This window comes from Pseudomonas sp. HMSC057H01, assembly GCF_001836405.1.
Classification (GTDB): domain Bacteria; phylum Pseudomonadota; class Gammaproteobacteria; order Pseudomonadales; family Pseudomonadaceae; genus Pseudomonas; species Pseudomonas aeruginosa.
On the sequence record NZ_KV828379.1, the window covers coordinates 239,790 to 263,783 of the forward strand.

Sequence of the window (23,994 nt, forward strand, 5' to 3'; positions counted from 1 at the left end):
CGGCGTCCGACGCCAGCCGCTCCGCGCGCATTCGCAACAGCAAACTGTGAACATGGCTCCCCCGAGCCACCCACTGCCTCGCAAAGGACTTCCCATGACCATCTCCCGCCGCGACTTCCTGAACGGCGTAGCCCTGACCATCGCCGCAGGCCTGACCCCCGCCGAGATCCTCCGCGCTGCCCCCGGCGGCCGCTACTATCCGCCCGCGCTCACCGGCCTGCGCGGTAGCCATCCGGGCGCCTTCGAAGTCGCACACCAGATGGGCTGGGAGAAGAAGACCTTCGATGTCGACCACCTGCCGATCGAAGAGGAATACGACCTGGTGGTGGTCGGCGGCGGCATCAGCGGCCTCGCCGCCGCCTGGTTCTATCGCGAACGGCACCCCGCGGCGCGCATCCTCGTCATCGAGAACCACGACGACTTCGGCGGCCATGCCAAGCGCAACGAATTCCAGGCCGGCGGGCGCACCATCCTCGGCTACGGCGGCAGCGAGTCGCTGCAATCGCCGAACGCCCTCTACAGCGAAGACGCCAAACACCTGCTGAAACGCCTGGGCGTCGAGCTCAAGCGCTTCGAGACAGCCTTCGACACCGACTTCTACCCCGGCCTGGGCCTGTCCCGCGCGGTGTTCTTCGACAAGGCCAGCTTCGGCGTGGACAAGCTGGTCAGCGGCGACCCGACGCCGATGGTTGCCGACGAGGTCCCCCGCGATCGTCTCAATGCCCGCTCCTGGCGCGCCTTCATCGGCGATTTCCCGCTGAGCCGCGAAGACCGGGAGGCGCTCATCGCGCTGTACGAATCACCTCGCGACTATCTTGCCGGCAAGAGCGTGGAAGAAAAGGAAACCTACCTGGCGAAGACCAGCTACCGCGACTACCTGCTCAAGAACGTCGGGCTCTCGGAAACCTCGGTGAAGTACTTCCAGGGCCGCAGCAACGACTTCTCTGCCCTCGGCGCCGACGCCCTGCCGGCGGCTGACGCATACGCCGCCGGCTTCCCCGGCTTCGACGCCCTCGGCCTGCCGCAACCCAGCGAGGAGGCCCAGGCGGAAATGGACGAGCCGTACATCTACCATTTCCCCGACGGCAACGCCTCGCTGGCTCGGCTCATGGTGCGCGACCTGATCCCCGCGGTGGCGCCGGGCCGAGGCATGGAGGACATCGTCATGGCCCGCTTCGACTACTCGAAGCTGGACCTCGCCGGGCATCCGGTGCGCCTGCGCCTGAACAGCACCGCCGTCAGCGTGCGCAACCGCGCCGGCGGCGTCGATGTCGGCTACAGCCGCGCCGGCCGCCTGCACCGGGTACGCGGCAAACACTGCGTGATGGCCTGCTACAACATGATGGTGCCGTACCTGCTGCGCGACCTCTCCGAGGAGCAGGCCCACGCGCTGAGCCAGAACGTCAAGTTCCCGCTGGTGTACACCAAGGTATTGCTGCGCAACTGGCAGGCCTGGAAGACCCTCGGCATCCACGAGATCTACGCGCCGACCCTGCCCTACTCGCGGATCAAGCTGGACTTCCCGGTCGACCTCGGCAGCTACCGGCACCCGCGCGACCCGCGGCAGCCGATCGGCGTGCACATGGTCTACGTGCCGACCACCCCGAACGCCGGCATGGACGCCCGCACCCAGGCTCGCGTAGGCCGCAGCAAGCTCTACGCGATGAGCTTCGAGCAACTGGAAAAGGACATCCGCGACCAGCTCCAGGCCATGCTCGGCCCGGCCGGCTTCGACCACCGTCGCGACATCACCGGCATCACCGTGAACCGCTGGTCGCACGGCTACTCCTACTTCATGAATACCCTCTACGACGACGAGGCGGAAAGCGAAGCGCTGATGGAACTGGCGCGAAGCAAGGTCGGCAATGTCACCATCGCCAACTCGGATGCGGCCTGGGATGCCTACGCCCATGCCGCCATCGACCAGGCGGTGCGGGCAGTCCGCGAATTGGGTTGAAGGACGGCGACGGCAGCGGGACCCGCGCTGCCGTCGCGCCCTTCCGATGTCCAGCAAGACTGACAGAAATGTACTGACAGAGATTTCAATCCCTACTCCACGAAAGCCGTTCAAAGACCCTATGTTTCTCGGCCTCCCCTCGAAATAACCTAGGGAAAACACATAGGAAATTTCCTACTAGCATTCAGAAAAGTCCTGATTAAACCGACAGACACCATCGCTAGAATTCGAGCCCGTCCGGAGCTGCCTCCTGGCGGATTATCCGCCTGTCGGCGTTGCCGGTAGCCGCTGCGGAAACCTCCACCTCGATCGGGTTCGATTTCATGAAAACACGCGTCATCCTCGTCGACGACCACGCCCTCACCCTGATCGGCATGCGCTATCTGCTGAGTGCGTACGACGACCTGCGGATCGTCGCCCAGGCCCAGGACGCCGATGGCTTGCTGGCGCAGCTCGAAGCGCACCCCTGCGACCTGCTGATCACCGACCTGATGATGCCCGGCAGCCAGCAGGCCGACGGCTTGCGCCTGGTGCAGAAGGTCCGGCGGCGCTATCCGGACCTGCCGATCATCGTCGTCACCATGCTCGGCAACCCGGCACTCGTTTCATCCCTGCTCAAGCTGGGCATTCACGGCCTGGTGAGCAAACGCGGCATGCTCGACGATCTGCCCAAGGCGATCCGCCACGCCGGCCGTCGACCATTCATCTCGCGCTCCATCGCACACCTGCTGGAAGTGGGCGAAGCCGAGCACGGCAAGCCGCTGGCCAGCCTCGAACAACTCACCCCGCGCGAAGTGGAAGTGCTGCGCCTGTACGGCAGCGGCCTGGCGGTCGGGGAAATCGCCATCCGACTGTGCCGCAGCAAGCAGACCATCAGCGCGCAAAAGAGCAGCGCCATGCGCAAGCTTGGCCTGGACAGCAATGCCGGACTCTTTATCTACATCCGGGAAAACGGCCTGGCCTGAGCAGCGCGGCCGCGATATGTCCGCCCCGCCAGCCCGCTTCGCAAGGTCCGCGCAGCAGCTAGAATGTCCCGCAGCGCCGGGCGTCTTCCGTGCCCGCCTCCGCCAAAGGACTCTTTTCACATGGACCGTAACCGCCGCCTCTCCGCCCGACTCTGCCTCCTGCTGCTGGGACTCGCCAGCCAGGCCGAAGCCCGCGAACCGCAGCCCTGCGCGTCGCGACTGCTTGACGCCGTAGCCAGGCAGGTCGGCCACGATGGCTGGATAGCCCCTTCGTACGAATCTTCCGGTCCGTTCCTCGCCGTGGCCTGCAAGCCCTGGCCGGACGACCCCGCGCAGACGGTGATCGCCATGGCCTACCTGGATCCGGGCGACACCGCCGTGGAAGGCGAACGCCACCCGCATCTGCTATTGGCCAAGGCCGACAGCCGCAGCGGCAGGCTGCTCGAACGCTACGACAGCGACTTCGAAGAAGACGCGTCCGTCGCCGTCGGCAGCGACAGCCTCTGGCTGGACACCGCGCGCTATCGCCTGAGCCCGACGGTGCGCGCCTTCGGCGTGGTATTCCATAGCGTGGCGCGTGGCGCCAGTTGTCCGGAAGCCGGCTTCGACAACCTGCTGACCCTGGTGGTGCCGGCCGGCGACGGCAAGCTGCGGCCGGTGCTCAATACCTACCTGGATCAGTGGAGGACGCTGAAAGGCTCGGTCTGCTCCGCCGAGCCCGGGTTCGAACAGGAAGTCTCGCACCTGACCCTGGAACTCGGCCGCGGACGCTCCAACGGCTTTGCCGACCTGGTCGTCACCTCGCGGGTCAGCGACGGCGAAACGGAGAACGGCAAACCCTTGCGCACGGTGAAGCGCACGCTGCGCTACGACGGCGAGCGCTACCCGTTCGAGGAGTATTCGGACTTCTGGCACCGCCAGTGAGGGAAGGCCGTGGCCACCAGCCACGGCGAAACAGCGGAACCGCGCGCCCGCCGCAAGGGGCGGACGCGCGCAGGGAACTCAGCTCTCGCTGGTTTCCTCGCTCTCTTCGGCGGGCGCCGGCTCCTGCTCCGGCTCGCCTTCGTCGCCCTGCTCGTCGTCCGACTGGCAATACGGCGTCGGGTCCTGCGGCCAGATCGCCTTGCCATTGCCGTCGAGCAACTGTTCGGCGCCGCAATCGGTGGTGGCCACGGTGAAGCGCGGCTTGCCGTTCAGGTCGTACAGTGCGCGCAAGGTTTCCGTCGCCTCGTCGCCAGTGCCGCTGACTTCGTAGCCCAGGATGTAACCCTGCTGCGGATTCACCTCCAGCTTCTGCCAGAGCGCCGGAACCAGCGTGCGTCCCTGGCGATCGAGCAACACGGTGTGGGCAGCGTTGTCCATACCGTCGAGAGCTTCCAGGAAACGACCGTCATACGCAGACTGGATGCTGATCAGTTCGCCCGGCTCCAGCAGCATCTTGCCGCTGCGGTCCATCAGGCCCACCACCGGCACCTGGCTTTCCGAACCCATGAAGCTGACGGTCTTCTGCGGCCCGCCCTTCTTCGCCACGACGAACAGGTCGTTGCCCAGCGCGCCGATCTGCGCATAACCCGGCTTCACCCACTCGCTGCCTTCGTCGAGGTTGAAGATGCCGAAGTCGGCGCTGAACAGGCCGGTGCTCACGCCGACGGCAGCCAGCCCGGGCACGTCGACGGTGTAGCCAAGCGCGGTGAGGCCGGCGCTGTCGGCCGAATCGTACTGCGGCTGCACCTTCCAGGCGCCGCTGCGATCGATCAGGCCGTACTTGCCCGACGAGCCATCTTCCATGCGCTGCTGGGCCAGCCCGCCCTGCTTGCCGAAGGCGCCGCAACCGGCGAACTGGGCGGCGATCACCACCTTGCCCTGGTAGTCGAGGTAGCCACAGGGGCTGTCGTACTTCTCGCGGAACGCCACCAGGCCGTTGGCCGGGGTGCCCAGGTAATCGTAGCTCTTGCCGTCACCGACCACGTCGCCCTTGGCATCCACCAGTTGGGAGCCCTTGCCGATGACGCTGGCGCTCATCACGCCGTCGTGGAGGTCGCCCAGGCTCTCGTAGGCCACGGCCTTCTGTTCGCCGGTGGCGAGGTTGATGATCCACTTCTCCTCGCCACGCTCGGCGCTGATCAAGCCGCCGTGTTCGGCGACGCTGCCGTTGACCAGGGTGGTGTCGTAGAGCGCCTCGGTGAGCTGCTTGCCCTTGGCATCGAGGATGCCGCGCTTGCCATCGATCTCGTAGATGATGAATTCGTTGGCACTGTTGGGGTAGATGTCGTCGAAACGCGGCGCCTGGACTTCCTTGCCCTGGCCGTCGACCACGCCGTACTTGCCGTCGCGGACGAAGCCATAGAGGTCGGGGGTGAGCAGCGACAGGGCTTCGCCGATATCGTCGCGCAACACCTTGCCGTCCTTCGCCTGGATCAGGTTCCAGCGCTCCTCGCGCGCCGCCATCAGGGTGCCCTGGTAGGCGCTGGCGACGATATTGTCGTAGTCGTTGTCGAACGGCACGAGCAGCTTGGCGTCCTGGTCGATCACCGCGCACTGGCCGTTGAGGCATAGCGGGATGCTCAGTGCAGCCATGCTCGGTGCGGCCGGTTGCGGCGCGACCGCCGCAGGCTTCGGCGCATCGTCGCCCTGGTTGCAGGCGCTGAGGAGCAAGGTGGAAACGGAGACGGCGAGGGTGTTGCGGCCGATACGCGACAGTCTTTGCATGCGGATATGTTCTCGTATGATCCCTGAGATATGTGTCCAGCCGCGATGCGCGCGACATCGCGGAACGCGGTAGCCTTCCCGGCGGAAAGGCGCGGGCATGATGCCCGTGCCGCGGACCGCCTGGCAATGCCCTGGTCCGCCGGCTCGGCGACAGGCGGCGCGCTTGCTGGCAGAATCGCGGCTTTCCGCAAACCGCGCAGGTACCGCCCCATGAACGACCGACTGCAAATCGAAGACCTCCTCCTGGGCGACGGCAAGGAGGTGGTGAAGGGTGCGCTGATCACCACCCAGTACAAGGGCACCCTGGAAGACGGCACGCTGTTCGACTCCTCCTACGAGCGCGGCCGGCCATTCCAGTGCGTGATCGGCACCGGACGAGTGATCAAGGGTTGGGACCAGGGCCTGATGGGCATGAAGGTCGGCGGCAAGCGACGGCTGTTCGTCCCTTCCCACCTGGCCTACGGCGAACGGCAGGTCGGCGCGCACATCAAGCCCCACTCCAACCTGCTGTTCGAGATCGAACTGCTGGAAGTGCTCACCCGCGACGACTGAGCCGAGGGACGGCGGCGGCCTCTGGCCGCCATGCGCAGGACGAATAGTCGCTCGACTATCCGCCCTGCACGAAGCCGGTTTCTCTTCTAATCCGCGGGGCGAGCCGCGGAACCCGTGGCAATGGCGCGAGGCAGGCCGTCCAGCGCACGCAGCAGGCAGAACCCCAGGACGGCCCCCGCCGCGCCCGCGACCAGCATCAGGCCGATCGCGCCCGACCAGTCGAAACGGCTGACGATCAGGCCGATCAGCAAGGGGCCGATCACCTGCCCCAGGTAGTTGCCCTGCATTACCCAGCCGATGGCCAGTGGCGTCAGCGAAGGCGTGGGCGAGGCCAGCGGCGCGGTCGCCAGCACGGTGGTGGGAAGCATGCCGGCGACCGCCGAGAAGACGAACCCCAGCGCAATCGCCAGGAGCCCCGGCGTCGCGGCATGGAAGAACGCCGCACCGGTGACTCCCATCAGGATCGCGGTGGTCGCCAGCAAGGCGCCGGGACGTATGCCGCGGGAAAGGATGAAGCCCGCCGCGACATTGCCCAGGGCGTTCGCCGCGACGATGGCCGCGCCGATGAGTCCCGCAGTCTCCAGGGCGACACCCAGGCGCTGCATGAGGAACACGGGGAGGAACGTCATCAGGGCGAAGAACTGCAGGTTGTAGGTGGTGAAGCCGAGCGCCAGCAGGGTGATCGCCGGAACCTTGAGCAACGTGCCAAGACCGGCCGGCCTCACGCCTGCCGCCCTGCGCCCATCGTCGGCAGGGACGCTGAGCGGCAGCAGCAGCGCCGCGACCAGTACCAGCAGTGCGCTCAGTTGCCAGTCGGCGCGCCAGTCCGCGAGCAGCGGCCCGAACAGCATCGAGAGGGCGATTCCGCCTGCCATGAAGGTGCTCCACAGACCGAACACCACGCTGCGCCGCGTCTCGCTGGTGATCCTGTGCAACACGGCGGGCGCCGCCACCACCACGATGAGGAAACCGAGCCCCTCGACGAAGCGAGTGGCGAGCAACCAGGCGAAGTCCTGCATCGACGCACCGAGCAGGCTCGCTCCGCCGAGAATCGCCAGTCCGCCGGTCAGCAGCCGGCGATCTCCCCAGCGACGCACCAGGAGGCCAGCGGCGATGCCGCCGAATACGCCGACGAACGGAAAGGCGGACATGATCCAGCTCAGCGCGGCGAGGTCGCCGCCGAAGCTCCGTTGCAGCGACGGCAGGGCGATGGTCGCCTTGCCGACATGCAGGGCGGCGGCGATGCCGGCGAAGATCACATTGGCAACTGCCAGCCATCGCGGGCTGGCCTGGGGGTGCGGACGAGCGGGAGTGGACGGGCTATCCATCGTTGCCTCCGGGCATGGAGTGGCGCCCGGCAAAGTCGCCAGACGCTCTGCGCGGATTCTGATAGCTCAAGTTAACTTGAGGTAAAGAGCCCAGGAATCAAACGATGTGTTCCATCGCCCGCACCAATGGCAATCCGGCACGCCCGCTCAGTAGAAGTGCTCGCCGTAGAGGTCCCAGGCATTGCGCCGGGCCGCCCGGCGCAGCTGCTCGGTGTAATCCCGCCGACCGACGGCGGATCGTCCCGAGGTGGCAGCGACAGCCTCGGTCTCGGTGCGGGACGGTTTGTTGCGCGGAGTGTTCAGGGACATGGCGGCGTCACCAGTTCATCCCCGTCGCCGGCCCGCTCAGCAGCGCCTTCGCCATGCCGCGGGCGGACGCCAGGTCCGGCGCCACGCTCACCGGCGGGCCGTAGACAGCCTGCAGCACCGGCGCCAGCTGCTGCAGGTCGGCGAGGTTGTCCGGCTGGCCGTTGGCACTGAGCAGGATGCCCCGGCAATGCTCGACGAAGCGCTGGCGATTTTCCTTGAGCCATAACACCAGGCGCTTGCGCGCTTGCTGGTCGCCTTCAGCTTCTTCCTGCGGGAGTGGCGGATAGACCAGGGCGAAATCGCACTCGACGGCCAGCAGCGCTTCGACCTCCTCCAACCAGCGCTCGACATCGGCCAGCTCGCGGGGCATCTCGCGGACCTGGACCAGGGGAAAGGCATCGATATCCAACAGGCTCTTAGCGGGGGCATTCATGGGGGACTCCTGCGGGGAGGCAAGGCGGAGGAATGAGCGGAAGTGCTTGCCAAAACAGTACTGTACGATACAGTTCTTAAATGACCAGCGTCAACCCTAACGAGAAACGCTCTCAGCAAACCGCCTGGAGGCTTGAACGGACCGTCCCGACGGCCCACCATGCGCACCTTCCGACCGCACCCCGCGAGGCCCGATACCGCCCATGAACGATGCGTCCCCCCGTCTGACCGAACGCGGCAGGCAACGCCGCCGCGCCATGCTCGACGCCGCCACCCAGGCCTTTCTCGAACACGGTTTCGAAGGCACCACCCTGGACATGGTGATTGAACGGGCCGGTGGTTCACGGGGAACCCTGTACAGCTCCTTCGGCGGCAAGGAAGGCCTGTTTGCCGCGGTGATCGCCCACATGATCGAGGAAATCTTCGACGACAGCGCCGATCAGCCGCGCCCCGCCGCCACGCTGAGCGCCACCCTCGAGCATTTCGGCCGGCGCTTCCTCACCAGCCTGCTCGATCCCCGCTGCCAGAGCCTCTATCGCCTGGTGGTGGCGGAATCTCCGCGGTTTCCGGCGATCGGCAAGTCCTTCTACGAGCAGGGGCCGCAGCAGAGCTACCTGCTGCTCAGCGAGCGACTGGTAGCGGTCGCCCCCCACATGGACGAGGAAACGCTCTACGCGGTGGCCTGCCAGTTTCTCGAGATGCTCAAGGCCGACCTGTTCCTCAAGGCCCTCAGCGTGGCCGACTTCCAGCCGACCATGGCACTGCTGGAAACCCGCCTCAAGCTGTCGGTGGACATCATCGCCTGCTACCTGGAACACCTGTCGCAGCGCCCCGCGCAGGGCTGAGCGACGCGCCGTTCAGGCGGAGGGCGGCAGCGCCTGGCCCGGCAGATCGGTGAGGTGGATCTCGGTGACCAGGGGTTCCTGGCGCGGCAGGGTGCGATCGAGCAGGGGCGAGAAACGCGACAGCGCGCCGATCAGGTCCCACTGGGTCTCCAGGGCGGCCCCCAGCTCCGAGAGTTCGTTCAGGACCCGATGACCGACCCGTTGCAGGCGTGGCTCTTCGCTCTGGCTGAGTTCCACCGAAAGGTGCGCCAGCATGGTGGTCATGTTGTTCATGTTGCGTGTCGCCAGGACCAGGATATTGGCCAGCAGGGCGACATCGCTGTCAGGCAGGGAGGCGTGGGGAGAACCGGCGGTAGCGTGCATGCGAGCATCCTTTCTCGAAGTGCGGTCCGGAGCGAACGTCGCGGGAGAATAGCATCATATTGCCATTACGCAATATCTCCCGCGAAACGCTCAGGATGATTTCCTGATGCCAGGCAGACCGCCAAGGGCGGCAAAGGTTTCCATCAGGTGGGCCGCCGGCGCCTCGCCGCGCCGACGGCCCGACGGCTCACTGCATTTCCAGGGATTTGCGCGGCGGCGTGCTGCGATGAGCGGCTCGCAGGTACTGCGGCGGCCAGGGCATCTGCTCGTTGCGCAGTTCGTCGGCGGCGTGCAACGGCCAGTACGGATCGCGCAGCAGTTCACGGGCAAGCAGGATCAGGTCGGCCTGGCCGGTGCGCAGGATATGCTCGGCCTGCACCGGCTCGGTGATCATGCCCACCGTTCCGCTGGCGATGCCGGCCTCCTTCTTCACCCGTTCGGCGAACTCGGTCTGGTAGCCCGGTCCTACCGGGATTTCCGCATTCGCTGCGGTACCGCCGGAAGACACGTCGATCAGGTCCACGCCCAGGTCCTTCAGGCGCCGGGCCAGTTCCACGGTCTCGTCGGGGTTCCAGCCATCCTCCACCCAGTCGGTGGCGGATAGCCGCACGAATAGCGGCAACTCTTCCGGCCAGGCCTTGCGCACCGCGGCGGTGACCTGCAGAAGCAGGCGGATGCGGTTCTCGAAGCAGCCGCCGTACTGGTCGCGACGCTGGTTCGACAGCGGCGAGAGGAACTGATGCAACAGGTAGCCGTGGGCCGCATGCACCTCCGCGACCTTGAAGCCGGCAGCCAGGGAGCGCTCGGTGGCGCGTACGAAGGCCTGCACCAGCGCCTCGATTTGCGCCTCGCTCAGAGCCTCGGGGGTCGTGTGCTGGGGATCGAACGGGATCGCCGACGGCGCCACCGGTATCCAGCCGCCCTGGCCTATCGGCACGCTGCCGTGCTTGCCCAGCCACGGCCGCCAGGTACTCGCCTTGCGCCCGGCGTGGGCCAGCTGGACCCCGGCGACCGCGCCCTGGGACTCGATGAAACGGGTGATGCGATGCAACGGCTCGACATGCGCGTCGCTCCAGATGCCGAGGTCGTCGGCGGTGATGCGCCCCTCGGGCAACACCGCGGTGGCTTCGACGATCACCAGGCCGGCGCCGCCCACCGCGCGACTGCCCAGGTGCACGAGATGCCAGTCGTTGGCCAGGCCCTCCTGCGCCGAATACTGGCACATGGGCGATACGGCGATGCGGTTGGGCAAGGTGATTTGACGCAGGCTAAGAGGCTCGAACAGCAGACTCATGGCAGGACTCCCGGTCGGTCTTGGAATAAATGCTCACACCTGAACTTTAGACCGGGTTCGCGGAGGCCAACGGCCTAAGCGACATAAAGCAGCCGTCCTCCTGGCGGAAGACGGCTTGAGCGGCCCCGGCCGGCATTCCTTCCTGGAGTGCCGGCCGGGGCCACCGAGCTTACAACGCGCTCGGGCAGGTCACGCCGACGGTGCTGAACGCCCGGGTGACGTCAGCCGCCGAGTAGTTGCGGTTCTGCGCCGAGCTAATCACTCCACAGGCACCGCTGTTGTAGTTGCTGGTGGCGGTCCAGTAGTAGCGGTTGGCGTCGACGAACACCTCGAAGGCCTTGCGGGTATCCCAGCCCGGCGAGTTGGCCAGCAGGTAGAACGCACGGTTGTACACGCCGCTGGAGTGGTGCACGTCGATACCGTTGTAGTACTGCGAGGCGTTGTCGATGGATCGCCCGTCGCGGCTGGGCTGGTCCATGTAGCGCAACGCACCGCTGCCCTTCTTGATGTCGTAGCCAATCAGGAAGTCGTTCTTGCCGCGCATGTAGAACTCGGCGGCCTCGCCGGCCATGTCGGAGAACGCCTCGTTCATTCCGCCGGATTGCCCGCGGTAGATCAGCCCGGAGTTCTGCTCGGTGAAGCCGTGGCTGACCTCGTGGGCCGCCACGTCCAGCGACACCAGCGGATAGAACATGGTGGCGCCGTCGCCGAAGAGCATCGCCGTGCCGTCCCAGTAGGCGTTCTCCACGCTGCGCCCGTAGTGCACCTTCATGTACAGCTTGTGGGTCAGCGGGCTGGTGCCGAACCAGTCCCGGTACAGGTTGAACACCACGCCGCCGAAGAAATGCGCGTCGTTCAGTGGCGAATAAGCGCCGTTGACCTGCTTGTAGGTGTTGGTCGGGCAGGCGAAGCGGAACGGCGTGGTCTTGCTGTCGTTGGTGCTGCCGTTCATGTCGACGGTGATGACGTTGCCGTCGTCCATCTCGCAGCGGTCGTTGACGATCAGCGGACCGTAGTCGCTACCGTAGGTGTACTTGCCGATCTTCTGGTTGCCACCGGGGCCGCCCGCCTCGGCGTGGGCCAGGCCTTCCCACTGATCGAGCACTTCACCGGTCTTGGCGTCGATGACGAAATGCGGCCGCGACAGTCCCTCGCCGGGAATCAGGTAGGAGACGTTGTAGACCAGTTGGGCGATGTTGTTCTCGCCCAGGCGGATCACCAGTTCCACTTTGTCATTCTCGGTCTTGCGGCCCTGGGCCTTCAGGCTCTTGGCCTGGGCCAGCACCTGCTCGGCGGATACCGCCGCGGTGGTGCTGCCCGGCAGGTCGGCGGCGATGTTGGCGACGAAATGGCCGCTGCGCCGCGCCGCCACGCTCTTGCCGGGACCCTTGACTTCGGTGATGGCTTCGCCGACCACCCGTACGCCGTTGTGGAATTGCTCGTAGCGGGTGACCTGCTTGCCGTTGGGCAGGGTCGTGCTGCGGATCGCTTTCAGTTCGTCGGCACCGCCGGCGCCGACCGCGGCTTGCAAGGTGACCGGGCCGGGCGCGCCCTGGGCAGCCTTGCTGGGGAGTTTGGACACGTCGATCAGGTCGGCGGCAAAAGCGGCCGGCGAAACACCCATGATCGCAACGAACAACAGGTCAAGCGTAGAAACCTTCTTCATCTTGTTCAGTTCTCCTGGTTTTTTCAGGCCGAAGTACTCGGCCGACGCTTACCGCCGCCTTGTGGGCTGATCGGAACAGCCGTATCAGTCCTTCGGGTAGAAGGAACTGCACTCCCCTGGCTCGGTCCCGTTTTCGACGGTGCTTTCGTGTACCAAAAAGAACCCGCGGCCAAACCTGCCAGAACTGGCAGGTAGCCTTGATTTCGCCGGAAATCTGTATGTTTTCGCTGGAATAGCTAGCAGAAAAGCAGGTGGCAGCTAGGTTGCCCCCAGCCCCGGGACGCGCTCAGCGAGGGGCCATGTGGACGATCATCAGTTGCACGCTTTCCTGGCCGCGGAATTCGTTGACGTCGAGCTTGTAGGCCAGCTCGGCCCAGCGCACGGTAGGGTTGGGCCACTGCTCGCGGTCGATGTTGAAGGCAATGCCATCCAGTTGCAGCGAGCCGCATTCGCTTTTCAGCACCAGCTTCAGGTGACGCTCGCCGACGATCCGCTGCTGCACCAGCTGGAACACCCCGTGGAACATCGGCTCGGGAAAGTGCTGGCCCCAGGGACCTGCCTGGCGCAACGCGCGCGCCAGCTCCAGGTGGAACTCCTGGATGCTCAACTGGCCATCGGAGAGCAGGCGCCCGGCCAGGTCCTCCTCGGCCAGTTGGCGGCGTACTTCGGCATCGAAGGCGGCGGAGAAAGCGCCGAAGTTTTCCTGCGGCAACGATAGTCCGGCAGCCATCGCGTGGCCGCCGAACTTGCTGATCAGCCCGGGATGACGGGCGGCTACCGCGTCCAGCGCGTCGCGGATGTGGAAGCCGGGAATCGACCGTGCCGAGCCTTTCAGGCTGCCGTCGCCGGCGTCGGCGAAGGCGATGGTCGGCCGGTGGTAACGCTCCTTCAGGCGCGAGGCGAGGATTCCGATCACGCCCTGGTGCCAGTCGGCGTCGAACAGGCACAAGCCGAACGGCAGTTGCTCCAGGCTCAGCTCCTTGAGCTGCGCCAGCGCCTCGCGCTGCATACCCTGCTCGATGGCCTTGCGGTCCTGGTTCAACTGGTCGAGCTGCACCGCCATGTCGCGGGCCAGCGCTTCGTCGTCGCAGAGCAGGCATTCGATGCCGAGAGACATGTCGTCGAGCCGACCCGCCGCGTTCAGGCGCGGACCGAGGATGAAACCCAGGTCGGTGGAGGTGATCCGTACCGGAGGCCGCCCGGCCACCTCCAGCAGCGCGCGCAAGCCCGGCCGGGCGCGGCCGGCGCGGATGCGCGCGAGGCCCTGGTGGACCAGGATGCGGTTGTTGGCATCGAGCGGCACCACATCGGCGACGCTGCCCAGCGCCACCAGGTCGAGCAGCTCGGCGAGGTTCGGTTCCTTCAGCCCGCGCCGGGCGAACCAGTCCAGCTCGCGCAGGCGCGCCCGCAACGCCAGCATCACATAGAAGATCACCCCGACCCCGGCCATGGCCTTGCTGGGGAATTCGCAGCCCGGCTGGTTGGGGTTGATGATCGCATCCGCCGCCGGCAGTTCCGGGCCAGGCAGGTGGTGGTCGGTGACCAGCACCTTGAGCCCCGCGGCTTTCGCCGCCTGGACGCCGTCCACGCTGGAGATACCGTTGTCCACCGTCACCAGCAGGTCGGGACGCTTCTCCAGGGCCACGCCGACGATCTCCGGGGTCAGGCCGTAGCCGTACTCGAAGCGGTTCGGCACCAGGTAATCGACCCAGGCCGCGCCGAGCATGCGCAGGGCCAGCACGCCGACGCTGCTGGCGGTGGCGCCGTCGGCGTCGAAGTCGCCGACGATGAGAATCCGCTGGCCGCCCTCCAGGGCATCCACCAGCAGCGCCACGCCCTCCTCGATGCCTTTCAGCCGCTGGAAGGGAATCAGCCGCGCCAGGCCCTTGTCCAGCTCCTCGGCGCAACGCACGCCACGAGCTGCGTACAGGCGTGCCAGCAATGGCGGAAGGTCGCCGAGATCGGGCAGGGTTTCGGGCAGGGGGCGGGGTTCGATACGCATCAGGTCACTCGTTCGGCTCGACGGAAGGAAACGGCGGCGGCGATCAACGCTCGCCCTGCAGCCATTCCAGCTGCAACTCGTGCTGGCCGTTCTCGTCGGTGACGAACAGGGTGCCCTCGCTGATCATCACGGTCCAGTTGATCGAACGCGGCAGGTCGCGGGACAGGCTCTCCAGGGGTTCCTGGGGCACTGCCGCGACGTTGATGTTCTTCAGGCTGCGCACGCTGTCCAGCACCTTGGTCTGCCAGACCCGCAGGTTGCCATAGGCGAGCAGGCTGAAGCGCTCGCAGCGACGCGAGCACCAGGTGATGCGCTCGGCGTCCGGCTGGCCGACTTCGATCCAGTGCAGGACCCGGCCGTCCAGGCTCTTTTCCCAGAGCGCCGGTTCGTCCACGTCCGACAGGCCACGCCCGAAGGCGATCTGCTCGCCGTACCACAGCACGTAGGCCAGCAAGCGCACGGCCAGGCGCTCCTCGGTCTCGGAGGGGTGCCGGGCCACGGTCAGGCGCAACGTCTCGTAGACCCCGCGGTCCAGGTCGGTGAGGGAAATATCGGCTTTATAGGGCGTGGATTGCAGGGCCATGGGAATACCGGCGTGGGAAGCGAAAGGGCGCAAGTCTAACCTGAAACCCGCCCGCGTGCGGTCCGCCGGCCGACCGCCTGCCCTGCCTTTCTCGCGTCGCTGCCGCTCAGCGCGGGGCGTAGCGGCCCCAGAGTTCCTCGAATTCGCGCCGATAGGCGCCGATCAGCACGGCGTCGTCGGTTACCAGCAGGTTCTCTTCGTTGTTGACGCTGGCGCTGCGGGTCCAGTTGAAACTGCCGTTGAGCAGCCAGGCGCCATCCACCAGGGCGAACTTGTGGTGCATGTGGAAGGGACTGTCGTCGATTCGCAGCGGCACGCCGGCCTCGCGCAGCGCATGGATGTCGCTGCCTTCGTCGAACTGCTTGTCATCGTCGCTGATGATCCGCACCGGAACACCGCGCCGATGGCAGGCCAGGATTTCCGCACTGAGCTGGTCGTCGGAGATGGTGAACACGCAGATGTCCAGGCTCTGCCTGGCCTGCCGGCACAGTTCGCGGATCTTCCGCCGACACTCCTCGCCGGGACTGAAATAGGCGCTGGCGCGGCTGCGCGGCGCCGCCGCGGTAACCTCCAGGGTGCGCACCACCTGCTCCAGCCACTTCAGGGCGGCTATCCGTTCGCCCTGCTCCTCCACGAGGACCAGCTCACGCACCAGGTCGAAGGCACGGTTGCGCAGGAAACGCACCTGGTCGGGCGCCAGCTCGCTGCCCAGTTGGCGCAGTTCGTCCCGTTCCTCGTTGCTCAGCTTCAGGTCGGCCAGGCTGTCGCGCAGCTGGCGGTCCAATCCGTCGAAGTCCATTTCCCGCTCCTCGTGTCCTCAGGGTTGATCGTTCTCCAGCGGCCTCTGCTCGCCGCCCAGCAACCGGCCCAGTTCGTCGAGGCGGCTGGATATCTCGTTGATGCGGTTGTGCGTGCGCAGGTCGACGTCGATCTTGCGGTCCATCACCTTGATCAGCGGCAGGAAACTGTCCTGCAGGCAGGCGGCAAGGCTCTCCAGCACCTGCTGCACGCCCGGCTGCGCAGGCGCCGTCACCTCGACGTTCAGCGCCGGCGCGCCCTGGCCGAGTTGGCGCAATCCAGCCAGCAACTCGTCCCAGGGCGCCGGTTGTACCGGCTGGGGTTCGCGAGCCAGGCCACGGACGCTTTCCACCAGATCGTTGAGCTGCGCCACCAGCCGTCCGCCGACGTCGGCGTCGCTGCCGCCCATGGACTTGTTGCGCAGGAAGTCACGCTTGATCTGCGCCCAGCGCTCGGCCTGCTCGGGGCTCTGGTTGCCGCGCAGTTCGGCGAGCTTCAGCAGGTTCTCCTCGGCTCCGGTGGTCAGCAGTTGCGACTCGCCCTGGTAGTGGTCGGCGATCAGTTGCAGCAGCTCGGCATCGTTCATCACCGCGGAGATCTTCTCCGCCATCTTGTTCATGTTGCGGTAGCTGCCCTGCAGCTTGAACGGCGGCTCGCTGCGGTACTGGTCGGCCTGGGCGGCGCTGGCGATGTACTGCTGGTTGACCTTGAGCACCACGTCGCGCACCTGCATGAGGCGTTGCAGGGTGCTGCTGATCTCGTTGATCTCGGCACCGCTGTAGCCGTGGGCCAGCTCGTTGCTGGAGAACGGCTTGCCCTCGGCCTTGGCGACGAAGCGATAGACGTCGGCCATGTCGCGGGTGGCCAGCGGCGCGAGAACCGGGTTGGAGGTCAGGGCGTTCTCGATGTAGCTGAGGGAGAACGCCTCCTGCATGCCGCTGAGGGTGTCGCCGAGGTTGTAGATGTCGGCGCGGTTGGCGAGCATGTCGGGAATGCGGAAGACCTCGCCGGACTCGGTGTAGGGGTTGCCCGCCATCACCACGCAGAACTTCCGCCCACGCATGTCGTAGGTCTTGGTCCGGCCCTTCCACACCCCTTCCACCCGGCGCGTGCCGTCGCAGAGGGAGATGAACTTCTGCAGGAACTCCGGATGGGTGTGCTGGATGTCATCGACATAGAGCATCACGTTGTTGCCCATCTCCAGCGCCAGGTTGAGCTTCTCCAGTTCCTGCCGCGAAGTCGCGTCCGGCGCCTGCCCGGGGTCGAGCGAGCGCACCTCGTGGCCGAGGGCAGGACCGTTGATCTTCATGAAGATCAGCCCCAGGCGGTGCGCCACGTACTCCATCAGGGTGGTCTTGCCGTAGCCTGGCGGGGAGATCAGCATCAGCAGGCCCATCAGGTCGGTGCGCTTGTTCTCGCCCACCGTCCCCATCTGCTTGGCCAGGTTGTCGCCGATGACACCCAGGTAGACGTCATTGATCAGCTTGTTGCGAACGAACGAGGACAGCGGTCGTGGCTTGAACTCGGCCAGGCGCAATGCCTCGCGTTCGCGCTCGACGATCTCCTGGCGCAGCGCCTGGTAGCGCCGCAAGCCTGGCAGGAACTGCTGGCGATGGCGACGCAGGCGGCCGAAGAAGTCGTCCACCGCCAGCGCCAGGCCGCGTTCGACGATGCGCGGATGCTCGCCCATCAGGCCGTCGACCTGGAAGCGCAGGTCGACCTCGGTGATCCGTTGTGGCATCTCCTCGTCCAGCAACGAGAGCGCCACCGCCTCGTCCAGGTAGGCCGCCAGCGGTTGGAACTCGGCGTCGCCACATAGTCCGCGCAGCCAGTTGCCGGCCAGTTCCCACTGGGCGGCGGGCCGCTCGCCGAGACGCCCCAGGGTCTGCCGGTAGTCGTCCCATAGACGCGCGCCTTGCAGGCGCAGCTTGAGTCCTTCCTGCAATTGCCGGGCATATTTGCTGAAGGTGAATTCGGGACGCTCGGCGGACAATTCCCAGACCAGGTACTCGGCCGCCTCGTCGATATGCTGCGGGTCCAGCGCGATAGGCTGTTCGGCGAGCAGCGCACGCATCGCCGAGGCCACTTCGCCGCGAAGGGCGAGCAGGCCGTCGTCACGACCGAACATCTGCTGGATGCTGCGGCTGCTGCGTGCCCGCTCGGGCCAGCCGGCGACTTCCCGCTCCTCGCGCCGGCGGCTCCAGAACAGGCTGGCGAAGGCCCTCGCCGAAGGCGCGTAACGCAGCAGTCCGGCACTCTCGCGCAATGGCAGCAGGCGAACCAGGATCGCCGCCGCATCGTGGTCGTGAATACCTTTCTCGTAGCCCTCCTTGTAGCGCGGCGCGGCGAAATCGCGGATCGCCCGCGCCAGCTCGTCCGGCTGCGCCAGCAGCGCCTGCAAGCGCTCCAGGCTGAAGCCATCGCGGCCCGCGTCGGCGGCGGCGAGCACTTCGCCGGCGAGATATTCGGCGCGGTACAGCGTCTCCGATTCGGACTCCAGGTTCACCTGCCAGAACCCGCGCAACTCATCGAGCCGCGGGTCCTGCAGCGGTTCGAGGAAATCGGTGCCGGTCAGGTGCAGGTACAGCGCGTCGCCTCGCGGCATCAGGGTCAGGTCGAGTTCCTGGGTGTTGACGCTGAAGCGGTGGCGCGGGCCCAGGCGAATGACGTCGCCGCCCTCCTCGAACAGCTCGCTCTTGTCGCGCAATGCGCGGACCGCCTGGTCGCGCGCGGCCTTCAGGCGCGCCTCGACGTCGTCGGCCTTGACGCTGTCCTTCAATTCGCGAAGACGTTCGGCCAGTTCGCGCAACTTGAGGATCAGCGGGTCGGCGGCGAAGAACGCGTTCAGTTCCTCCGCCTGGGTGAAGCGCGCGGTGCGTCGTTGCAGGCTGTCGAGGATTCGCCGGGCGGCGTCGAGCAATCCCTGGGCCTTGCGCTGGCGCTCGTCGAGCAGGGTCTGCTTGTGCGCCTCGAAGGTTTCCAGCAGCTCCTCGCGCTTGGCCAGGATGTCGCCGAGGAACTGCTCATGGTCGCCGAACTGGCTTTCCAGTTCCTCCAGTTGCACCAGCAGGCGTGACAGTTGCTCGTCGCAGCGCTCGGGGTCCTGGGCCTGGGCCAGGGCGTTGGTGATGCCCTGGCCGAAGAGTTTGAACTGGGCACCGAACTGGGCTACGGTCTCGCTCGAACCGAGCCCCTTGCGCCGCTGCTCGGCGCGCGCCTTGGCCTGGTTCAGGCGGGCGTAGATCTCCGAGATCGACTCGATGATGCGGGTCCGCTGGGTCGCGTCGTCGATGCGCAGCGAAGCCATCAGCGAGGACAGCATGTCGAGGTCGCCAGCCATCGCCTCCAGGGCCGCCAGCGGCTCGCCGAGCTGGGCCACGGTCTCGGCTTTCTGCGCCTCGCCATCGAGGCTCTGCAGGCGCTCCAGCAAGGGCTGCAGGGCCTGTTCGCTGGCGAGGAAGGTCGCAGTGGCGGCGGCCACCCGCTCGTGGGCCGCGAGCAGTTCGGCCTCCATGGCGTCGAGTCGCGCCACGTCGATGTAGCGGTACTCGCGGATGGTCAGCAGCAAGCCACGCTGGGCGGTGATGCCGTTGAGCCCGTCGACGAACTGCTGCACCCGGTCCCAGCCGTCGGGCAGCAAGCCGGAGAGCAGCGCCTTGTGCCGCTCCTCCGCGTCGACCATCGCCTGGGCCGACTGGCGGCGGATACTCTCGACCTTCTCGTATTCGTCGAGCACCAGCTCGGCGGTCGCCGCCACTTCGCGCAACAGCGGCGCCAAGCCGTCCAGTTGGTCGCTGCCGAGCCAGTGGTAGACGTCGAACAGGCGCTGGGTGTTCTGGCACAGCAGCGAGTAGCGCTGGATCGAAACTGCCGGAGTCTCGATCTCCCGGCACAGGTCGTAGAGGTCGGAGACGCCGCGCACCAGCTCGGCATTGCCGATCCGCCCGAGGAAACCGCTACGCGCCGGTTGGCGGGCCGCGTACTCCTCGGTGCAGAACGGCGTCTGCCAGACCTGCATCGGATGGATGCGGGTCGGTTCCTCGCCTTCGGCGGCGAAGATCACCATGCGTCCGTCCTCCAGGCGCGCGTAGCCGTGGCCGAACAGCGGATTCTGCAACTGGCGGTTGATCAGGTTGTAGGTGAGCAGCACGTTCCGCCCCTGCTCGGGATGGTAGAAAACGTACTGCACGTCCTCGCCGTTGGGCGAGCGTACCGAGCGCTTGAAGCGCATGCCTTCCATGGATTGCTCGAAGGTGCGGTACTCGCCGTTCTGCAGGTAGTAGCCGCCGGGGAAGATGATCCCGTGGTCCTCCGGCAACTGGATGCAGGCCAGGCCGATGGCGTCGATGCGCTCGACCTTGCCGGTCAGGCTGTTGAACACCAGGTAGCGCCACTGCTCTTCGCGATAGGGCAGGACCTTGAGCAGCAGCAGGCTGCCGAGGCGGGCGAATTCAACCTGCGCGTCGTCCAGCGACTGGGTCTTGTCCATCACCTCTTCGCGATAGATGCCCAGGCCGACCTCGGTGTTGTTCTCGACCTTGATGGTCAGGTCGCCACCGATGGTCTCGACGAACAGGGTGTCGAGGATGTTCAGGTGCGGGAAACGGCCCTCCACCACCATCTCGCGGGTAGCCCGCTGCCATTCGAAGTCGAACGGTGCCGGCAAGGCGATGTCGCGCTCGCCGCGGTTGTCGATGTAGCGGACTTCGCTGCCGTCGCTGGAGATCGACCAGCGGAACACGCGGATGTCGGTGATCCGCTCGCCGATCTGGAAGCTGGCCAGCAGCTTGCCGTCGCGGATCGCCAATTGCAGCAGGCGGGTGTTCTTGTAGTAGGTGTAAAGCTCGTTGAAGTCGTTGACGAAGCCCGGCGCGGCGAGAAAGCTGTCCCCCAGTGGCACAGGCTCCGCCTCGTAGCCTTCGCTGCCCTCCACCAGGCGGTAGAGGGAGAACACGTCGGCCACGCCGGTTTCCTTGCGCAGGCCGATGAACACGTTGTAGCCGAACAGCAGGCAATCGCCGACCTGGACGATATCGCGGGCGATGCAGTTGTTTTCGGTACGGATGCGGACCCGGCCGATCACATCCATCTGGCTGTCGCCGAACTCCTCCAGGCGACTGGCGTTGAGCCTTTCGGCGGTCTGCCGCAGGCGCTGGCCCTGCTCCAGCAGGCGCTTGTGCAGCACCTCGTAGGCGCCGCCCTCGGCAACGGCCTTGTCCAATACGTCCTGCGCGGGAGTTGCGGCTTGAGTGTCCGACATCCTGGTCTTCCTGGGTCTACGGCGGTCATCGATGGAAACCGGCCCGAGCGGCCTGCCCCGGGCGCAGCCAACAGGCCACGCCAGGGGCTGCGCCGCTCAAGGCGCGGGCGGAACGCCTCCGCAGTTGGCGGAGGAGGCTGCGGGTCGGCTCAGACTTCCGCCGCCGGCTCGTTCTCGTGGCCGCTCTTGCGTTCCGGCACCACCGCAGCGGCTGCGCCACGGCCGTTGAGCAGACGGGCGAGGACGTCCTGCACCACCGGGCTCTTGCCGACCACACCTTCGATGGCCTTGCCCACCGACAGCGACTTGGCGAAGGAGTTGAAGAAGTCGCCCTCGCCGCCGACGATCTCGATGTTCGCCTTGCCCAGCGCGGTGGCGAGCACCTCGGCCTGGTCCTTGGCGATGTCCTTGTTCGCGGCGATGGCCGCCATGGCCTCCTCGAAGCTCTTCTCCAGCTGCATGCGGAACTCTTCGTGCTGGCGAGCGCTGTCGCTGAGGGCATCCAGGGCGCCGAACTTCTTGCCAAGCCCCTCAGCCTCGGCATTCAGGCGCTGCAGCAGTACTTCCGCTTCCGCGCTGCCCTGGTCCTTGGTGGCCTTGGCCTTGGCCGCGCCGAGCTGCTCCTCGCCGCGCGCCTGGGCGCCGAGCTTCTCGGCCAGCACCTTGGCTTCGGCCAGGCCGTCCTTCTCCTTGGCTGCGGCCTGCGCCTCGAGCACCCGGGCGTCGGCCAGGCCGCGCTCCTCGTCGCCCCTGGCTTCGGCGATCAGTTGTTCGGCACGTACCCGCGCCGCTGCCAAGCCATCCTTTTCCTTAGCCGCAGCGGTGACTTCCAGCACCCGCGCATCGGCCAGGCCCGGCGCTGCGCGCTCGGCCTCGACGCCCTCGGCCAGACGCTTCTTCGCCTCGGCCTGCTTCGACGCCGCTTCCAGCTCGGCCTGCGCCATGGTGTTGATTTCCACCGCCTTGTGCTTGGAGCGGGCCTCGTCGGCTTCCGCCTGCTTGACCTGGCGTACCAGCTCCTGCTCGGCTTCCGCCTGGGCCTGCAGCAGGATCACCTGCTTGACCCGCTCGGCCTCGGAAACCTCGCGCACCTCCTTGATCCGCTCCTCCTCCTGGGCCACGGTCTTTTCCACCGCGACGCGCTCGCGAATCACATTGGCGATGTTCTTGCGCTGCTCTTCCAGCGCCTTTTCCTTCTCGATCTTCTGCAGCTCCACCTCACGCTCGCGGGCGACGATCTCCAGGTCCTTGGCGCGGGTGACCTTCTCCACCTCGATGACCACCGCGCGCTGGCGGTTCTGCTGCGCCACCTCGACCTCGCGCTGGTGGTTCTCGGTGCGCACGTCGATTTCCTGCTGCGCCTGGATCCGCGCCTGCTCGGCCTTCAGCCGCTCTTCTTCCTTGACCCGCGCGGTTTCCGCTTCCTCGCGGGCACGGATGGTCTCGATCTCGCGCTTCTGCCGGGCCTCGGCGTCAGCCTGCTGGCGCTCCAGGGCCAGGGCCGCCTCGCGGGTCTCGACGTTCTTCTTCTTGATCGCCAGCTCTTCGTTGCGCTCCAGTTCGTTGGTGATGACGTTCTGGGTGGCGGTCAGCTCGGTGATCTTGCGGATGCCCTCGGCATCGAGGATGTTGCTCGGGTCCAGCGAGTTCTTCGCGGTCTGCTCCAGGTAGTCGATGGCGACGTCTTCCAGGACGTAGCCGTTCAGGTCGTTGCCGATCACCTCGATGATGCGGTCACGGAAGTCCTGGCGATTCTCGAACAGCTGGACGAAGTCGAACTGCTTGCCGACGGTCTTCAGCGCCTCGGAGAACTTGGCATTGAACAGCTCGTTCACCGCCGAACGGTCGGAAGCACGGTCGACGCCGATGGCCTTGGCCACCTTGAGCACGTCGTCCTGGGTCTCGTTGACCCGCAGGTAGAAGGCAACGGTGATGTCCGCGCGCATGTTGTCGCGGCAGATCAGGCCGTCCTTGCCGCGCCGGTCGACCTCCAGGGTGATCAGCGAGATGCGCATGAACTCCTTCAGGTGGATCACCGGATAGACCAGCGCACCGGTGAAATGCACCTTGGGCGTCGACGACATGTCGTTGACGATCAGCGCGGTGCCTTGCGGGACCTTGATGTAGAAGGCCTTGAACAGGGCCAGCAGGCCCACGACCAGCAGAACGACCAGGCCCACTCCCAGCAGGAGGGGCATCAACGACGTCATATCCATAGCAGCAGTTCTCCTTGATTCTCACCGAGCCCGGGTCAGATACCGCGGAACTCTTCCTCGGTAACGACCCGATAGGCGTGCTCCGCCTCCAGGTACTCCAGCAGCACGACGCGATCGCCGCGCTTGAAGCCTTTGTTTTCTTCCGCACGAACTTTCAGGATCAGCCCGGCGCCGCCGTCTTCCAGCAACGCCTCGCCATGTTGCAGGGTGACCCGCCCGCTGCGCACCACCGCGACCTGGCCCAGCACCGACTTGCTGCTGGTGCTTTCCAGCTTGCGGAACAGCGGCCGCAACGGCCGGCACAGCGTGGCCGCCAGCGGCGCCGCCAGGAACAGCGCGCCCACCGCCACCACGGCGCCCAACGGGTAGCGCAGCCAGCCGAGCGACAATGCGCTGAGCAGCCACAACTGGACGAAGTAACAGAGGAACCAGGCGAAGAAGGACAGCAGGGTCAGCACCAGGGTGACCGGTACGCCGTTGAGTTTCAGCTTCGCCAGCAGCGCGGCGAGGCCTTCGGCCTGGCCGGCGCCATCGACGACCGACTCGGCGTCGAGATCGAGCACATCGATCTCGACCATGCCCAGGGCGACGATGCCCCAGTAGATGATCGCGAGGATCAGAAGAAAGCTGAACAGCACGGTCGGAAACGACAGCGCCGTCTGCAGGAAACCTTCCATTGTCGCTCTATCCCTGAAAAACGGGCCCGGACGCCTTC

18 protein-coding genes are annotated in these 23,994 nt (G+C 66.3%); 5 read left to right on the forward strand and 13 right to left on the reverse strand.

Annotated features, from left to right (window positions below; all coding sequences use genetic code 11):
- Positions 1-94 precede the first annotated feature (94 nt).
- The 3 genes from HMPREF2581_RS01550 (at position 95) to HMPREF2581_RS01560 (ending at position 3,846) form a co-directional block, all read left to right on the forward strand.
- Positions 95-1,957: a flavin monoamine oxidase family protein gene (locus HMPREF2581_RS01550; RefSeq protein ID WP_003137959.1), complete on the forward strand. Its 1,863-nt coding sequence runs from the start codon at positions 95-97 to the stop codon at positions 1,955-1,957.
- A 323-nt stretch (positions 1,958-2,280) separates the two neighbouring features.
- The gene (locus HMPREF2581_RS01555) at positions 2,281-2,922 is read left to right on the forward strand and encodes a two-component system response regulator TtsR (protein WP_003092560.1); all 642 of its coding nucleotides are present in this window, start codon (positions 2,281-2,283) and stop codon (positions 2,920-2,922) included.
- A 120-nt stretch (positions 2,923-3,042) separates the two neighbouring features.
- Complete coding sequence (locus HMPREF2581_RS01560) at positions 3,043-3,846, forward strand: PA3715 family protein (protein WP_003137956.1); 804 nt, start codon at positions 3,043-3,045, stop codon at positions 3,844-3,846.
- A gap of 78 nt (positions 3,847-3,924) precedes the next feature.
- On the opposite strand, the gene HMPREF2581_RS01565 is transcribed toward HMPREF2581_RS01560, so the two are convergent.
- The gene (locus tag HMPREF2581_RS01565) at positions 3,925-5,631 is read right to left on the reverse strand and encodes a WG repeat-containing protein (RefSeq protein ID WP_003137954.1); all 1,707 of its coding nucleotides are present in this window, start codon (positions 5,629-5,631) and stop codon (positions 3,925-3,927) included.
- A gap of 210 nt (positions 5,632-5,841) precedes the next feature.
- Between HMPREF2581_RS01565 and HMPREF2581_RS01570 the strand changes: the two genes are divergently transcribed.
- On the forward strand, positions 5,842-6,183 hold the full coding sequence (locus HMPREF2581_RS01570; RefSeq protein ID WP_003092567.1) for an FKBP-type peptidyl-prolyl cis-trans isomerase: 342 nt from the start codon (positions 5,842-5,844) through the stop codon (positions 6,181-6,183).
- Positions 6,184-6,269: 86 nt separating this feature from the next.
- On the opposite strand, the gene HMPREF2581_RS01575 is transcribed toward HMPREF2581_RS01570, so the two are convergent.
- The 3 genes from HMPREF2581_RS01575 to HMPREF2581_RS01585 all read right to left on the reverse strand — a co-directional run bounded on the left by HMPREF2581_RS01575 (position 6,270) and on the right by HMPREF2581_RS01585 (position 8,253).
- Positions 6,270-7,511, reverse strand: coding sequence for an MFS transporter (locus HMPREF2581_RS01575; protein WP_003137952.1), 1,242 nt, complete (start codon positions 7,509-7,511; stop codon positions 6,270-6,272).
- 147 nt (positions 7,512-7,658) lie between these two features.
- Positions 7,659-7,820: a MexR antirepressor ArmR gene (armR, locus tag HMPREF2581_RS01580; protein ID WP_003109634.1), complete on the reverse strand. Its 162-nt coding sequence runs from the start codon at positions 7,818-7,820 to the stop codon at positions 7,659-7,661.
- A gap of 7 nt (positions 7,821-7,827) precedes the next feature.
- Entirely contained in the window at positions 7,828-8,253 is a 426-nt protein-coding gene (locus HMPREF2581_RS01585; protein ID WP_003129878.1) for a hypothetical protein, read from the reverse strand.
- A 202-nt stretch (positions 8,254-8,455) separates the two neighbouring features.
- On the opposite strand from HMPREF2581_RS01585, the gene nalC reads away from it, so the two are divergent.
- The gene (gene nalC, locus HMPREF2581_RS01590; RefSeq protein WP_003137949.1) at positions 8,456-9,097 is read left to right on the forward strand and encodes an efflux system transcriptional repressor NalC; all 642 of its coding nucleotides are present in this window, start codon (positions 8,456-8,458) and stop codon (positions 9,095-9,097) included.
- 12 nt (positions 9,098-9,109) lie between these two features.
- On the opposite strand, the gene HMPREF2581_RS01595 is transcribed toward nalC, so the two are convergent.
- The 9 genes from HMPREF2581_RS01595 to HMPREF2581_RS01635 all read right to left on the reverse strand — a co-directional run bounded on the left by HMPREF2581_RS01595 (position 9,110) and on the right by HMPREF2581_RS01635 (position 23,956).
- Complete coding sequence (locus tag HMPREF2581_RS01595; protein ID WP_003137947.1) at positions 9,110-9,460, reverse strand: hypothetical protein; 351 nt, start codon at positions 9,458-9,460, stop codon at positions 9,110-9,112.
- Between the two features lie 187 nt (positions 9,461-9,647).
- Positions 9,648-10,754 carry an NADH:flavin oxidoreductase/NADH oxidase gene (locus HMPREF2581_RS01600; RefSeq protein ID WP_003109636.1) on the reverse strand — a complete coding sequence of 369 codons (1,107 nt, stop codon included), beginning with the start codon at positions 10,752-10,754 and terminating at the stop codon, positions 9,648-9,650.
- A 169-nt stretch (positions 10,755-10,923) separates the two neighbouring features.
- Positions 10,924-12,420: a M4 family elastase LasB gene (gene lasB / locus HMPREF2581_RS01605; protein ID WP_003092588.1), complete on the reverse strand. Its 1,497-nt coding sequence runs from the start codon at positions 12,418-12,420 to the stop codon at positions 10,924-10,926.
- 286 nt (positions 12,421-12,706) lie between these two features.
- A complete protein-coding gene (gene recJ / locus HMPREF2581_RS01610) occupies positions 12,707-14,422 on the reverse strand; it encodes a single-stranded-DNA-specific exonuclease RecJ (RefSeq protein ID WP_003092592.1) in 1,716 nt (571 codons plus the stop codon).
- Positions 14,423-14,465: 43 nt separating this feature from the next.
- Entirely contained in the window at positions 14,466-15,005 is a 540-nt protein-coding gene (locus tag HMPREF2581_RS01615; protein WP_003092594.1) for a YaeQ family protein, read from the reverse strand.
- A 106-nt stretch (positions 15,006-15,111) separates the two neighbouring features.
- On the reverse strand, positions 15,112-15,804 hold the full coding sequence (locus HMPREF2581_RS01620; RefSeq protein ID WP_003092598.1) for a phospholipase D-like domain-containing protein: 693 nt from the start codon (positions 15,802-15,804) through the stop codon (positions 15,112-15,114).
- Positions 15,805-15,822: 18 nt separating this feature from the next.
- Complete coding sequence (locus HMPREF2581_RS01625) at positions 15,823-21,063, reverse strand: DNA repair ATPase (protein ID WP_003137944.1); 5,241 nt, start codon at positions 21,061-21,063, stop codon at positions 15,823-15,825.
- A gap of 149 nt (positions 21,064-21,212) precedes the next feature.
- On the reverse strand, positions 21,213-23,279 hold the full coding sequence (locus HMPREF2581_RS01630; RefSeq protein WP_003137942.1) for a flotillin family protein: 2,067 nt from the start codon (positions 23,277-23,279) through the stop codon (positions 21,213-21,215).
- Positions 23,280-23,314: 35 nt separating this feature from the next.
- A complete protein-coding gene (locus HMPREF2581_RS01635) occupies positions 23,315-23,956 on the reverse strand; it encodes an OB-fold-containig protein (RefSeq protein ID WP_003092607.1) in 642 nt (213 codons plus the stop codon).
- Positions 23,957-23,994: the final 38 nt, after the last annotated feature.